At 69.7% G+C, this 13,647-nt stretch carries 14 protein-coding genes; 3 read left to right on the forward strand and 11 right to left on the reverse strand.

All coding sequences use genetic code 11. The features are described from left to right. Positions 1-5 precede the first annotated feature (5 nt). Positions 6-269, forward strand: coding sequence for a hypothetical protein (locus FMM06_RS12520; RefSeq protein WP_144237725.1), 264 nt, complete (start codon positions 6-8; stop codon positions 267-269). On the opposite strand, the gene FMM06_RS12525 is transcribed toward FMM06_RS12520, so the two are convergent. The 3 genes from FMM06_RS12525 to FMM06_RS12535 are packed head-to-tail and all read right to left on the reverse strand — an operon-like array spanning position 266 to position 2,605. Beyond that, complete coding sequence (locus tag FMM06_RS12525) at positions 266-1,060, reverse strand: LytR/AlgR family response regulator transcription factor (protein WP_144237726.1); 795 nt, start codon at positions 1,058-1,060, stop codon at positions 266-268. The two genes, FMM06_RS12520 and FMM06_RS12525, sit on opposite strands and share 4 nt — an antisense overlap. Further along, positions 1,061-2,254 (reverse strand): sensor histidine kinase, encoded by a 1,194-nt coding sequence (locus FMM06_RS12530; RefSeq protein WP_144237727.1) that lies wholly within the window; start codon positions 2,252-2,254, stop codon positions 1,061-1,063. It abuts the gene before it with no gap. 33 nt (positions 2,255-2,287) lie between these two features. After that, on the reverse strand, positions 2,288-2,605 hold the full coding sequence (locus FMM06_RS12535; protein ID WP_144237728.1) for a 2Fe-2S iron-sulfur cluster-binding protein: 318 nt from the start codon (positions 2,603-2,605) through the stop codon (positions 2,288-2,290). Positions 2,606-2,684: 79 nt separating this feature from the next. On the opposite strand from FMM06_RS12535, the gene FMM06_RS12540 reads away from it, so the two are divergent. Further along, positions 2,685-3,302: a DNA-3-methyladenine glycosylase family protein gene (locus FMM06_RS12540; protein WP_144237729.1), complete on the forward strand. Its 618-nt coding sequence runs from the start codon at positions 2,685-2,687 to the stop codon at positions 3,300-3,302. Continuing rightward, positions 3,302-4,114, forward strand: a complete 813-nt coding sequence (locus FMM06_RS12545) for a TrmH family RNA methyltransferase (RefSeq protein ID WP_144237730.1) — start codon at positions 3,302-3,304, stop codon at positions 4,112-4,114. Before FMM06_RS12540 ends, FMM06_RS12545 begins: the two co-directional genes overlap by 1 nt. 281 nt (positions 4,115-4,395) lie before the next feature. Here the strand turns inward: FMM06_RS12545 and glcF are convergent, their stop codons facing one another. The 8 genes from glcF to FMM06_RS12585 all read right to left on the reverse strand — a co-directional run bounded on the left by glcF (position 4,396) and on the right by FMM06_RS12585 (position 13,647). Next, positions 4,396-5,673: a glycolate oxidase subunit GlcF gene (glcF, locus tag FMM06_RS12550; RefSeq protein WP_144237731.1), complete on the reverse strand. Its 1,278-nt coding sequence runs from the start codon at positions 5,671-5,673 to the stop codon at positions 4,396-4,398. Further along, positions 5,663-6,799 (reverse strand): glycolate oxidase subunit GlcE, encoded by a 1,137-nt coding sequence (glcE, locus tag FMM06_RS12555; protein ID WP_144237732.1) that lies wholly within the window; start codon positions 6,797-6,799, stop codon positions 5,663-5,665. Before glcE ends, glcF begins: the two co-directional genes overlap by 11 nt. After that, positions 6,799-8,292: an FAD-linked oxidase C-terminal domain-containing protein gene (locus FMM06_RS12560; protein WP_144237733.1), complete on the reverse strand. Its 1,494-nt coding sequence runs from the start codon at positions 8,290-8,292 to the stop codon at positions 6,799-6,801. The genes glcE and FMM06_RS12560 overlap by 1 nt, the downstream gene beginning before the upstream one ends. Positions 8,293-8,333: 41 nt before the next feature. Further along, positions 8,334-9,086 carry a TerC family protein gene (locus FMM06_RS12565; protein ID WP_144237734.1) on the reverse strand — a complete coding sequence of 251 codons (753 nt, stop codon included), beginning with the start codon at positions 9,084-9,086 and terminating at the stop codon, positions 8,334-8,336. A 41-nt stretch (positions 9,087-9,127) separates the two neighbouring features. Continuing rightward, positions 9,128-10,678 (reverse strand): hypothetical protein, encoded by a 1,551-nt coding sequence (locus tag FMM06_RS12570; RefSeq protein WP_144237735.1) that lies wholly within the window; start codon positions 10,676-10,678, stop codon positions 9,128-9,130. 2 nt (positions 10,679-10,680) lie between these two features. Next, entirely contained in the window at positions 10,681-12,192 is a 1,512-nt protein-coding gene (locus tag FMM06_RS12575) for a hypothetical protein (protein ID WP_144237736.1), read from the reverse strand. Between the two features lie 7 nt (positions 12,193-12,199). Further along, positions 12,200-12,388 (reverse strand): hypothetical protein, encoded by a 189-nt coding sequence (locus tag FMM06_RS12580; protein WP_144237737.1) that lies wholly within the window; start codon positions 12,386-12,388, stop codon positions 12,200-12,202. Between the two features lie 65 nt (positions 12,389-12,453). Continuing rightward, positions 12,454-13,647: a zinc-dependent alcohol dehydrogenase gene (locus FMM06_RS12585; RefSeq protein WP_144237738.1), complete on the reverse strand. Its 1,194-nt coding sequence runs from the start codon at positions 13,645-13,647 to the stop codon at positions 12,454-12,456.

Here is a 13,647-nt window from a genome sequence, read left to right on the forward strand (position 1 = left end):
ACACGATGGCAAAGACCGACGGACTGGCCGAGGTTCTGGTGGCGCTTGCCGCCAATTCGGCGACGCTGATCGAGCGCGCGCGCGCCAGCGGCATCTTCAAGCAGCCCGAGACCGTCGACGCGACGGTGACGCCCGCCCCCGCGCCGGCCGCAGCCGCCGCCACGGCGACCGATGCCTCGACCAAGGCGCTGCAGGACATCATCGTCCAGCAGGCGATGCGCATCCACGCCCTCGAGGCCGAGGTGCTGCGTCTGACGCCTGCCGCCTAGAGGAAGCGGGCGACCACGTCGCGGTAGCTGCGGCTGACCTTGACCTGGGTGTTGCTGCCCAGGATCAGGAAGCACTCGCCGTTGGTGTGCGGCCGCACCGACTTGACGTTGTCGAGATTGACGATCGTCGAGCGGTGGATGCGCTGGAACTTGCGCGGATCGAGGCGCTTCTCGAGGTCCTTCATCGTCTCGCGCAGGATCAGCGTCTGGTCGGCGGTGTAGATGCACATGTAGTCGCCGGCCGCGTCGATGCGCTCGATGTCGCCGACTTCGACGCGGAAGATCTGGCCGCGGTCCTTGATGTTGATGACCTTCTCGAAGCGGTTCGCCGACGGCTCCTCGCCGCCCGCCGTCTCGGGCATCGCGTCGGGAGCGACCTCGGACAGGATTTCCTTCAGCCGCTCGGTCTCCTCGCAGCTGCGCTTCTCGGTCAGGCGCTGGCGAACGCGCTCGAGCGTCGCGGCGAGGCGGTCCTCCTCGACCGGCTTCATCAGATAGTCGACGGCATGCGCCTCGAACGCCTTGACCGCATGCTGCATGAAGGCGGTGACGAAGACGAAAAGCGGCGGCTCGATGTCGGCAAGGCCCGAGACCACCGAGAAGCCGTCGAACCCGGGCATCTGGATGTCGAGGAACACTAGGTCGGGTTTCTGCGTGCGGATGGCGCGGATCGCCTCGCGTCCGTTGGCGCAGCGCTCGACGATCTCGACGTCGTCGAACGCCTGCAGGCGCAGTTCCAGCCCCTGGATCGCCAGCGGCTCGTCGTCGACGAGGATGGTACGGATGGTCATTTAGGCAATTTCCCTCGGGCCCCCGAGTGTCTGCGTCCCCGTCTGCGCCCCCGCTAGCGCCCCCTGGACAATCCGTCCGCCGAAGTCGGCACCCTTACCCTCGAACGCCTGATATGGAATGTCGATCAGCACGATCAACCCGTGCGGCTCGTTGGCCTCGACCTCGAACCGCTGGTCCTCGCCGTACGCCTGAGCCAGCCGCTCGCGGATGTTGGCAAGCCCGACGCCGGTGCCCTGCGCCGAAACGGGGATTTCGCCCGCCGGGCCGCGTGCGCCGCTGAGGCCCGGCCCGGTGTCGGCGATGGTGATGACCAGCCGCTCCCCCATCAGCCGCGCATCGATGTGGATGTCGGCCCCCTCCTCCATCGGCGTCACGGCGTATTTGACGGCGTTCTCGACCAGCGGCTGGAGCAGCAGCGACGGCATGCGCGCGTCCATCGCATTGGGCGCGATGTCGAAGCGGGTGCGCAGCCGGTCCTCGAATCGCGTGCGCTCGATGTCGAGGTAGAGCTTCAGCGCCTCCGCCTCCTGCGCCACCGTCGCCATGCCCTCCAGCCCGCCAACGAGGCTGTAGCGCAGGAAGCTGCTGAGCCGCGACAGCATCGCATTGGCGCGCGCCGTGTCCTTCAGCAGCACCAATGTCGAGATCGAGTTCAATGTGTTGAACAGGAAGTGCGGGTTGAGCTGGTAGCGCAGCATCTCGAGCTGCGCCGAGTTCGCCTGCGCCGCGACCGTCGTCATGCGCCGCGACTGGTCGGCGAGCAGCAGGTAATAGTTGATCCCGTAGTACAGCCCCGTCCACGCGCCCAGCACGGCGAGGTCGAGCAGGATGGCGCCGAGAAACTCGACCCCCTGCGGTTGCCAGCCGGGCTCGTAGAAGGTCGCGTGCGCCCAGACCTCGAGCACCGAGAACAGCGCCGACGCCGCCGCGACGATGGCGACGGTCAGCGTCCAGACGAACACCGGCTTCATGCGGATGATGCGCCGGTACGCGGCGGCCATCAGCAGGGTCAGCGAGAAGCCGGTGGCGGTGACGATCAGCGTCGGCAGGATGAACGGCACGCCCATCGAATTGGCCAGCCCGCCGAGCGCGCGCAGCAGCAGATACGCCCCCCAGCCGCCGCCCTGCAGCAGCCAGAAGGCGCGGTTCTTGTCGTGGAAGAACGTCTGGTTGCGGAGGTCGTCGAAGGCCATCGCGGGCGAGTGTAGCAGGCGGACGCCGAAACGTCAGTCCTCGGGCGCGATCCGCACCGACAGGCCGTCGAGAGCCGGGCCGAACTGGATCTGGCATGACAGGCGCGAGCCCGCCGTGCGGTTGTCGGAGCTGTCGAGCAGGTCGTCCTCGTCGGCGTTCGCCGGGCCGACCTTCGCCATCCAGTCGTCGGCCACGATGACGTGGCACGTCGCGCAGCTGCACGAGCCGCCGCACAGTGCCAGCAGCTCGTCGAAGCCGCCGTCGCGGATGATCTCCATCACCGACAGGCCGGTCTCGCCGTCGAGGTCGCGGGCATTGCCGCTGCGGTCGGTCACGGTCAGCTTGGGCATGAAGTCTCCGATGATTGGCGAATGGGGGTTTCCGCGCCTATTAGCTGCAACGCTCCATTCATCAATCGGAACCTTGCACATGGGCCTGAGCGCCGAAGCCCTGCGGCACGGCATCGACAGCGTCGCGGCGATCGAGCCCCGCGTCGCCGAGGCGCTGGCCCGCGCCGGCTACCCCGAGCCGCGGATCAGCGACCGCGGAGCGACCACCCTGATGCGCGCCATCGTCGGGCAGCAGATCAGCGTCGCGGCCGCCGCCAGCGTGTGGGCGAAGTTCGTGGCCCTGGTCGGTGATCCGACCGACATGGCGCACATTGCCGCACTGCCGATCGAGACGCTGCGCACCGCCGGCCTGTCGGGGCAGAAGGCGAGCTATGTCCAGAGCCTGGCGGGCCATGTCGCCAGCGGCGCGCTCGACATCGACAATCTGCCGGTCGATGACGACGAGGCGGTCGCGGCGCTGGTCGCGGTCAAGGGCATCGGGCGCTGGTCGGCGGAGATCTACCTGCTCTTCGCCGAAGGGCGCCTCGACATCTGGCCGGCGGGCGACCTCGCGGTGCAGATCGAGCTGGGTCGCATCATGGGCCTCGAGAAGCGCCCGACCGAGAAGGCGACCCGCGAGCTGGTCGAGCCGTGGCGGCCGCACCGTGGCGCGATGGCGATCTTCATGTGGCACCACTACAAGACGCCCGTATTCTGATGGTCCAGCACATCACCAGCCATTCGAACGAGCAGATCAAGGCGATTGGCGCGTTGAAGGACAAGAAGCGCCGCCGCGAGACCGGACTGTTCTTGGCCGAGGGCCTGCGCATCTGCACCGAGGCGGTCGAGGCGGGCCGCACCCCGCGGACCATCGCCTTCGCTGCCGAGACCGAGGGCCATCCCGTCGTCGCGCGGCTGATCGCGGCGGTCGAAGGCGGCGGCGGCACGGCGATCGCGACGACGCGCGACATCCTCCACAAGCTGACCGGCAAGGACAATCCGCAGGCCGTGCTGGGCGTCTTCAAGGCGTGGGATACGCAGCTGCGGAACGTCGACCGCTTCGCGTCCCCACGCTGGCTGGTCGCGGAGGGGCTGAAGGACCCCGGCAATTTGGGCACCATGCTGCGCACCTGCGACGCGACGGGCGCTGGCGGGCTGATCCTGCTCGACGCGTCGTGCGACCCGTTCAGCGTCGAGGCGGTGCGTGCCTCGATGGGCGCGGTGTTCACCCAAGCCATCGTGCAGGCCGAGGGGCCGGCGTTCCTCGACTGGCTGCGCGACGGGCCCGGCATGCTGGTCGGCGCGTCGCTGCTGACCGATACCGGCTACCGCGACGTGGCCTACGCCGCGCCGACCTTCGTGTTCATGGGCAACGAACAGTCGGGCCTGCCGCCCGAATACGCCGGCGCGTGTGACGTGCTGGTCAAGATGCCAATGCTGGGCAAGGCCGACAGCCTGAACGTCGCGGTGTCGGCGGCGGTGCTGCTGTACGAGGTGCTGGCGCAGCAGGACGCCTTGAGTTCACATTAAGGCGACGCCCGCGCGCTAGGGTTTGCGACCTTCGAAGATGAACAAGTAAGCGAAGTTTACACCCGCGCCGTCATTTGTTGGGTCCTCGCTTTCAGCTCGCAAACCAAGGCCGATCGATTTATTTACCAGATCGGTTCGTCTTTGTCAAGTGGGAATAAGAGTTCACGCGAAGCCGCGAAGGCGCGAAGAGAAAGGGAAGAGCGCTGTCTCTCCCTTCCCTCTTCGCGCCTTCGCGCCTTCGCGTGAAATTCTAGGTCCCGATCCGGCGGCGGGCGCGCTCGTCAAACGGGCAGGGACAGCCCCGCCGGCACCGGCCCGCCCGTCGCCCAATCCAGCAGCTCGACCGTGTGCACCACCGGCACCCCCGCCCCAGCCCGCAGCTGGATCATGCAGCCGATGTTGCCCGTCGCCACCACGTCGGGCCGCAGCGCCGCGAGATGCGCCAGCTTGCGGTCGCGCAACTGCCCGGCAATCACCGGCTGGAGCAAATTGTACGTCCCGGCCGACCCGCAGCACAGGTGTGCCTCGGCCGGCGTTGCGACGTCGAACCCGGCGCGGATCAGCAACTCGCGGGGCAGCGCGCCGAGGCGCTGGCCGTGCTGGAGCGAGCACGCCGCGTGGTACGCAACCCGCAGTCGCCGCCCCGCGACGGGCACCAGCGGCAGGTCGGCGAGCACCTCGCTGATGTCCTTCGCGAGGCTCCCGACGCGCGTCGCCTTCGCGGCATAGGCGGGGTCGTCGCGCAGCATGAAGCCATAGTCCCTGATCGTCGTGCCGCACCCCGACGCGGTGACGGCGACCGCGTCGAGGCCGAGCGCATCCCACGCATCGACGTTGCGGCGCGCGGCATCGAGGCTGGCCGCCTGCTTGCCGAGGTGATGGACGAGCGCGCCGCAGCACCCCTCCCCCGGCACGCCCACGACCTCGATGCCGTGGCGCGCGAGCAGGCGAACCGTTGCGGCGCGGATCTCGGGACGCAGCACGGGCTCGGCGCAGCCCATCGGGATCGCGACCCGGCCGCGCGGCGATGGCGGCGGCAAGGGCGCAGGGACGGCGCGCGGCAGCGACGCGGGGGCGAGCGCCAGCATCGCGGTCACCGGCGGCCCGAGCACCGCCGCCCCCAGCGGCGCCAGCGGCCGCACCAGCTGCGCCAGCCGCAGCGCCAGCCGGAAGCGCCCCGGATACGGCAGCACCGCCGCGAGGATGCCGCGCAGCAGCCGCTCGCGCCACGGACGGCGGTAGCGCGCCTCGATATAAGCCCGCGCATGGTCGACGAGGTGCATGTAGTTCACCCCCGACGGGCAGGTCGTCATGCACGCCAGGCACGACAGGCAGCGGTCGACGTGCTGGACGACATCGGGCGTCGGGTCGGCATCGGCCTCGAGCATCTCCTTGATCAGGTAGATGCGCCCGCGCGGGCTATCGAGTTCGTCGCCGAGCAGCACATAGGTCGGGCAGGTCGCGGTGCAGAAGCCGCAGTGGACGCACTTGCGGATCACCGCCGCCGCCACCGCGGTGTCGGGGTCGGTCAGCTGTGCGGCCGAGAAGTCAGTCTGCATGCGTGAAGCGCCCCGTGTCGAACACGCCGTCAGGGTCGAACGCCGCGCGGACGCGCGCCTCGAGCGCCGCGACCTGCGGGGCGAGCGGGTGCAGCGCGGGCGTCGCCTGCCGCAGGGCCGCGCCGCCGCGCACCAGCATCGCATGGCCGCCCGCGGCCTCGGCTGCCGCCCGTACGGCGCACGCGTCGTCGGCGGTCAGCCAAGTGAGCCCGCCCGCCCAGTCGAACAGCCAGCGCGCCGGGTTCAGCGCCGCGACGACGGCCGGCCCGGCAGAGGGCGGCGTGTTGATGCGCCACAGAGTACCTTGCCCCAGCGGCGCCAGGTCGCGGAGGTCTTGCCAGAAGCGATCCGCTCTCGCCTCGTCGAGCGAGCGCGGCGCGAGGTCGTGCCACAGCGCGGCAACCGTCGCCGTGCGTGCCGCCACCGACGGCCCGAAGCCTTCGAGGCGCACGACGGTCAGCGCCGGGCCTTCCCCGGCAGGCCGATGCGCGGCGGCCTGTACGTCCGCTGCCGAGCCGAGCACCGCGGCCATCGCGGCACAGGCGGCGGCGGGGTCCAGGCCCTCTACGGCGATGCTCGCGCTCGTCCGCCCGCGCGGCAGGACCTTGAGCGTTACCTCGGTCATTGCGAGCAGCCGCCCCCAGCTGCCGCACGCCAGCTTGGGAAGGTCATAGCCGGTGACGTTCTTGACGACCTTCGCCCCCGCGACGAACGTCTCGCCGCGCCCGTTGACGCCGTGCAGGCCGAGGAGATGGTCGCGCACGCCCCCCGCCGTCAGCCGCCGCGACCCCGAGACGCCAGCGGCGATCACCCCGCCAATCGTCGCCGCACCCGCGGGCCGTCCGAAGATCGGGCCATGGTCGAAGGGCTCGAACGCCAGCATCTGACCCTGGCTCGCAACCAGCGCCTCGACCTCGGCGAGCGGCGTGCCGGGGCGGACCGTCAGCACCAGCTCGGCGGGGTCGTAATCGACCACGCCGATCAGCGCCGACAGGTCGAGGACGGCGCAGCCGGTCGCGCGCCCGATGTCCGCCTTGCTGCCACCGCCGCGCAATTCCAGCCGCGTACCCGCGGCGCGGGCCTGCGCGATCGCCTCGGCGACGTCCCCCTCGTCGCGTGGCTGCATCAAAAGCGCGGCAGATCGGGGTGGGGCAGCGCGCCGCCGTGGATGTGCACCCGCCCCTGCTCAGCGCAGCGGTGGAGCAGCGGGAACATCTTGCCGGGGTTGAGCAGCGAGGGCGGATCGAACGCCGCCTTGACGCGCAGCTGCTGGTCTAGATCGGCGGCGGCGAACATCACGGGCATCAGCTCGCGTTTCTCGACGCCGACGCCGTGCTCGCCGGTCAGCACGCCGCCGACCTCGACGCACAGGCGCAATATGTCGGCCCCGAACGCCTCGGCGCGCGCCAGTTCGCCGGGCCGGTTGGCGTCGTAGAGGATCAGCGGGTGGAGGTTGCCGTCGCCGGCGTGGAAGACGTTGGCGACGCCCAGGCCATAGTCTTCGGACAGCACCCGCATGCGCGCCAGAACCTCGGGCAGGCGGCGGCGCGGGATGGTGCCGTCCATGCAGTAATAGTCGGGCGCGAGGCGGCCGACCGCGGGGAACGCCGCCTTGCGCCCCGCCCAGAAGCGCATGCGCTCGGCCTCGTCGGCGGCGGCGCGGCAGGTCGTGGCGCCGTTCCGCGTCGCGATTGCGGCGATCTCGCCCACCAGATGGTCGCATTCGGCGGCCGGGCCGTCGAGCTCGACGATCAGCAGCGCCTCGACGTCGAGCGGGTAGCCAGCGTGAACGAAGGCTTCGGCCGCGTGGATCGCCGGGCGGTCCATCATCTCCATGCCCGCGGGCACGATGCCGGCCCCGATGACATCGGCGACGCACTGGCCCGCGCCCTCGACGGTGGCGAAGCCGATCAGCAGCGCGCGCGCCGTCTCGGGGCGCGGCAGGATCCGCACGGTGACCTCGGTAACGACGCCGAGCAGCCCCTCCGACCCGACCATCAGCCCGACGAGGTCGAGTCCCGCCGCGTCGAGGTGCCCGCCGCCCAGGCGGAGCACCGTGCCGTCGATCAGCACGACCTGCAGCGCCAGCACGTTGTTGGTCGTCAGCCCGTATTTGAGGCAGTGCACCCCGCCCGAATTCTCGGCGACATTGCCGCCGATCGTGCAGGCGATCTGGCTCGAAGGATCGGGAGCGTAGTAGAAGCCGCGGGGGCTTACGGCCTCCGTCACCGCGAGGTTGGTGACGCCCGGCTGCACCACCGCGACACGGTCGGCATAGTCGACCGACAGGATCCGGTTGAACTTCGCCATGCCGAGCAGCACCGCATCTACCAGCGGCAGGGCGCCGCCCGACAGCGAGGTCCCCGCGCCGCGCGGCACGACGCGGATGCCGTGGGCGTGGCAATAGGCGAGCACCGCCGACACCTGCTCGACGGTCTCGGGCAGCACGACGACCATCGGCGGCTGGCGATACGCGGTCAGCCCGTCGCTCTCATAGACTTTCAGACGGCGCGGCTCGTCGATCACCCCTTCGCCCGGCACGATGGCGCAAAGTGCCGCGACGATCGCCGCGCGGCGGTCGAGCACGCGGCTGTCGGGGGCGGGCATGACGAGGGACATTGCGCCCCTCTATCGACCGGGTCGCCCCGGACGCGCAACCGTCAGCTGCGCTCGCGCCGCCGCCGCGACCAGATGTTCAGCGCCTCGACCGCGCTGGAGAAGGCCATCGCGGCATAGACATAGCCCTTCTCGACATGCGCGCCGAAGCCCTCGGCGATCAGCACCATGCCGATCATCAGCAGGAAGCCCAGCGCCAGCATGACGACGGTCGGATTGCGCGCGATGAAATTGGCGAGCGGCGTCGCAGCGAACAGCATGACGCCGACGGTGACCAGCACCGCGACGACCATGATCGGCACGTGCGGCGTCATGCCGACCGCGGTGATGATCGAATCGAGGCTGAACACCAGGTCGAGCAGGATGATCTGGCCGATCGCCGCACCGAAGCTCATCGTGACGGCGTGCGAGCCGCCCTTCTCGCCCGCATCGAAGACGTCGCCCGACGGCGCCGGGTCCATGCTGTGATGGATTTCCTTGGTCGCCTTCCAGACGAGGAACAGGCCGCCGGCGATCAGGATCAGGTCCCGCCACGAGAATTCGTTGCCCATGACCGTGAAGATCGGCTCGACCAAGGTCACGATGATCGCGACGAGGCTGAGCAGTGCGAGCCGCAGGCCGAGCGCCAGGCCGATGCCGATGCGCCGCGCCTTGGCCCGCATCTCTTCGGGCAGCTTGTTGGTCAGGATCGAGATGAAGATCAGGTTGTCGATGCCCAGCACCACCTCCATCGCGATCAGCGTGGAGAGGGCCAGCCAGGTCGCTGGCTGGGAGAAGAGTTCGATCAGGGCATCCATGCGCGCGTAGATGGGACTCAGGGCCGAAACGGCAAGGCTGATCAGTCGGTCAGGTCGACCGGAATTTCGGCGAGCGTCTCCCCCCGGTCGATCGCGGCGATCAGCGCGGCGGCGGCGACCGCTGCCTCGCCGCCGTGCGGGGCGGCCGCGATCGGGGCGAGGCGGGCCTTCGCAGCGTCGCGGTCGCCACGCCGGGCGAGCGCCAGCGCCGCGCTCGCCTGCACCGCGGGGACCTGCGGCGCGAGGTCGGCGGCACTCAGCAGCACGTCGACCGCGGCACTGGGCATGTCGGTGCCATATGTCGCCGAGTGCGCCGCGAGGATGCGATAGTCGTTGGGCCGCGCGGCATTGGCGCGGGTCAGCCATTGCCGCGCGCGCTTGCGGGCAGCGGCGGCGTCCTCGCCGGTCAATGCCTTCGCCTGTTCGAGCTCGGTGATGCCGCGAATGTACAGCAGTTGCGCATCCTTGGGCGCCTTGGCGAGGCCGGCGTCGAGGATCTTGATGCCGGCGGCGCGGTCGCCAAGCTTGACCTCGGCCTCGGCGAGGACCGCCTGCGCGCCGAGATCGCCGCTCGCTGCGCCAGCCGCCTCGCGGACCGTTTTCAGCAGCGTGGTCCGCGCGATGCCTTCGCGCGTGTGGAGGACGCGCCGGTACGCGGCGGTCCGTGCATCGTCCTCCTCGTAGACGCGCGGCTTGCGCAATGGCGCGAAGCCGATCGTCGACAGGCGCACGCTGGGCACGAGCAGCGCGTCGGCGCTCGCCGGCAAGGCCGTGATGGTGACCGGCGCGGCCGCGGGCGGCGGCGTCATCAGGCGCGTGCTGCTGGTCCGCTTGCCGCGCACGTAGCGGCGGACCTGCAGGTCGAACTCGTCCATGGTGAAGCCGAATGCCGCGGCGAAGGCCGGCTCGGGCTTGTCGCCCTTGGTGAGCAGGGCGAGGTAGCGCTTGAGCGCCGCCAGCCGCTGCGGATCGCGCGACAGGTAATGCACCATCGCCCAGGACTGAGCGTAGAAGGCATAGACGCCGCCCCCGATGCGGTGGGTCGGCGTCGTCATCAGCGTCTTGGTCGACAGCCAGTTGCCGCTGGTCAGCTGGTAGACGTTGCCCTCGTCGGCCTGGCCGAACTCGATGAAATCGGGCTCGAACCGCGCCGTCGACAGATATTCGGCGAAGCCCTCGACATACCACGACGGGTAGGCGGCGCGCGTGTGCTGGAACATGAAATGATGCGTATATTCATGGAACAGCGTGCTGATCGTGCCGCGCTTGTTGAGGTCGGTCGCGAGCGCGGCGAAGGTCACGCCGGGGCGGGCGGTATAGAAGCCCGCCGTCAGATCGCCGGCGTTGAGACGTTCCATGTCGCGCCGCGACAGGAAATAGATCGTCAGCGGCGGCACGTCGGGGTCGGGCTCGAGGCCGGTCAGCGCGCGGGCCAGCGTGTCGAAACGCTGCAGTTCGAGCATGCGGGCGCGAAGATCGGCCTCGGTCCCGCGCGAATAGGCGATGAAGCCGGGGCCGTCGGCGCGGAGCCAACCGGCGGCGGCGGGCGTCGCCATCAGCGCCAGCATCGCCGCCAGCAGGAATCGCAGCATCGTCAGCCCCCGTCGTCCTTCGCCTGGATCGCCCCCGCCGGCTTGCCCAGCGTGATCGCCGCGAGCAGCCGCGCCGCCGCCTGCGCCAAGCCGCCCCCGTGCGGCGAGTTGGCCAGCGGCATCAGCAGCGCCTTGGCGGTCGCCCGGTCGCCGCGCCTCGCCTGCACCCGCGCCGCCTGGATCGCGAGTTCGGCGACCTGCGGCGCCAGCTCGACCGCGCGCATCAGCACCTCGACCTCCTTTGGCGGCAGGTCGATCGTCGCATAGCTGCGCGCGTGGCCGGCGAGGATCCGGTAATCGTCGGGTCGCGCGGCGTTGGCGCGGGTCAGCAGCACGCGCGCCCGCCGCAGCCCCTCCTTGTCACGGGTCGCCTCGGCATCGATCAGCTGCGTCATGCCGCGCAGGTACAGCGCCTGCGCATTGTCGGGCTCGCGCGCAAGTCGCGCATCGAGCCGCGCGATGCCGACCGCACGGTCGCCGAGCTTGATCTCGGCCTCGGCGACGATCAGGTCGGCGAAATCGTCGCCGGCGGGTGCGGCACGGACGATCCCGAGCAGCCGCTTCTCGCGCGCCGCGTCACCGGCCCCTCGCGCACTGGCCGGGCGGAAGTCGAGCGCCGCGAGTGCGGCGGCGGGCACCACCAGCCGGTCGGCGGCGGGCGGCAGCCGGGTCAGTGCGACGACGGGATCGCCCTGGGCGCGGCCCGCCTGGGCCCCGCTGATCCGGGTGACCGTGATGTCCTTCCCGTCGAGGTAGCGGCGCAGCGCCTTGCCGAAGTCTTCGTAGCTGAGGCCGAAGGATTTCGTGAAGGCATCGTCGGGCGGGGTGCCGGTGTCGATCGCCTTCAGATAGGCGCGCAGCTGGGCGCGCCGCCCCTCGTCGCGCGACAGATAATGCACCGCGAGCCAGCTCATCGCGTAGAACTGTCCGCGGTCGTAGGTGGACATGTCGGTGACGCGGCTCGTCATCACCGTCCGCACCGGCAGCCAGGCCTTGGCCAGCAGCGCATAAGCCCGCCCCAGGCCGACCCCGCCGAATTCGGTGAAAGTCTTCTCGAACCGCGCGGTCGAGACATATTCGGCGAAGCCCTCGACATACCAGGCCGGATAGGCAGCGCGCGAGTTCTGCAGCATGAAGTGATGCGTATATTCGTGGAACAGCACGTGGTTGTCGCTGTCCCCGGCACCCGTGCGGCTGGTCCCGACGAACGCCGCGATATACCCCGGCCCGGCCCTGTAGAACCCGCCGACATTGCGCGCCGGCATGCCGAGCGTCGCGAACTCGCCGTTCTCGACGAAGTAGATCGGCAGCTTGGCGGCCGAGCCCGAGGGCTCGATGCCGGTCAGCAGGCGCAGCAGCTGATCGAATTCCTGCAGTTCGCCCATCTTCTCGCGCAGCGAGCGCTCGCTGCCGTTCGAATAGCCGACGAACGACGCGGTCTCGGCGCGCAGCCATGCCGCCTGCACGGCTGCCGGCAGGACCAAGAGAATGAGGGCGACGACGCGGGCGAGCACCGCCAGGTCAGTCGCGCGACTGGTGACCGGGACCGGCAGGTGCGACGGCGCGGGCGTGCGGCGGACCCGACGCCGGGGTCGGATTGCTCGTCACGCATCCGGGGGTGTGGTTGCACTGGTCGAGCGACACGATCGGATCGTAGGTCGCGCACCCGCCCAGCACCACGCCGAGCAGCATTACCGGCATCATCCGCATCAACCGTCTCCCGCTACCGGCATAACGTGCCGGAGCGGGATGACGGCTGCAAGCTGTTCTGTTGGCTAGGGCTTCAGCACGACCTTGCGGAACTCGTCCTGGTTGTCCTTGAAGTTCTTGTACGCCATCGGCGCATCCTTGAGCGGCAGGATGTGGCTGATAATGACGCGCGGGTCGATGTCGCCCGCCTCGATGCGCGCCAGCAGCGGCTTCAGGTAGCGGTGGACGTGGGTCTGGCCGGTACGGATCGACAGGCCCTTGTTCATCGCGGCACCGAACGGCACGTTGTCAAGCAACCCGCCATAGACGCCCGGCACGCTGACCGTGCCGCCCTTGCGGCAGGCGATGATCGCCTCGCGGAACGCGTGCGGCCGGTCGGTGCCGAGGCCCGTCGCGACCTTCACCCGGTCGATGATGTTGTCGATGCCCAGCCCGTGCGCTTCCATCCCCACTGCGTCGATGCAGCGGTCGGGGCCGCGCCCGCCGGTCATCGCGTTGAGCGCGTCGATGATGTGCACCGTCTCGAAGTTCAGGCATTCGGCACCCGCATCGGCAGCGAGCGCCAATCGCGCCGGACGGTGGTCGATGGCGATGACGCGCTCGGCACCCAGCATGAACGCCGAGCGGATGGCGAACTGGCCGACCGGGCCCGCACCCCACACCGCGACCGTGTCGCCACGCTCGATGTCGCACTGCTCGGCGGCCATATAGCCGGTCGGGAAGATGTCGGTCAGGAACAGGACCTGCTCGTCGCTCAAATGGTCGGGGACGACCATCGGGCCGACGTCGGCATAGGGCACGCGGACATATTCGGCCTGCCCGCCCGCGTAGCCGCCGGTCATGTGGCTGTAGCCGAACAGACCCGACGGCGAATGGCCCATCAGCGTCTCGGCGATGTCCTGGTTCTCGGCGGGGTTCGAGTTGTCGCACAGCGAGGTCATCGACTTCTCGCAGAAGAAGCAGTTGCCGCACGCGATGGTGAACGGGATGACGACGCGCTGCCCGACCTTCAGCGCGGTACCGACGGCGTCGCCGTTGCGGTGCGCGCTGCCGACATCGACGACCTCGCCCATGAACTCATGGCCCATGATGTCGCCCTTCATCATCGTCGGAATGACGGCGTCGTAGAGATGGAGGTCCGACCCGCAGATCGCGGTCGAGGTGATCTTGATTACCGCGTCGCGCGGGTTGACGATTTCGGGATCGGGAACGTTGTCGACGCGGACGTCGTGCTTGCCGTGCCAGGTGACTGCGCGCAT

It is taken from the genome of Glacieibacterium frigidum, assembly GCF_007097155.1.
In the GTDB taxonomy this organism is placed as follows: Bacteria; Pseudomonadota; Alphaproteobacteria; order Sphingomonadales; family Sphingomonadaceae; genus Glacieibacterium; species Glacieibacterium frigidum.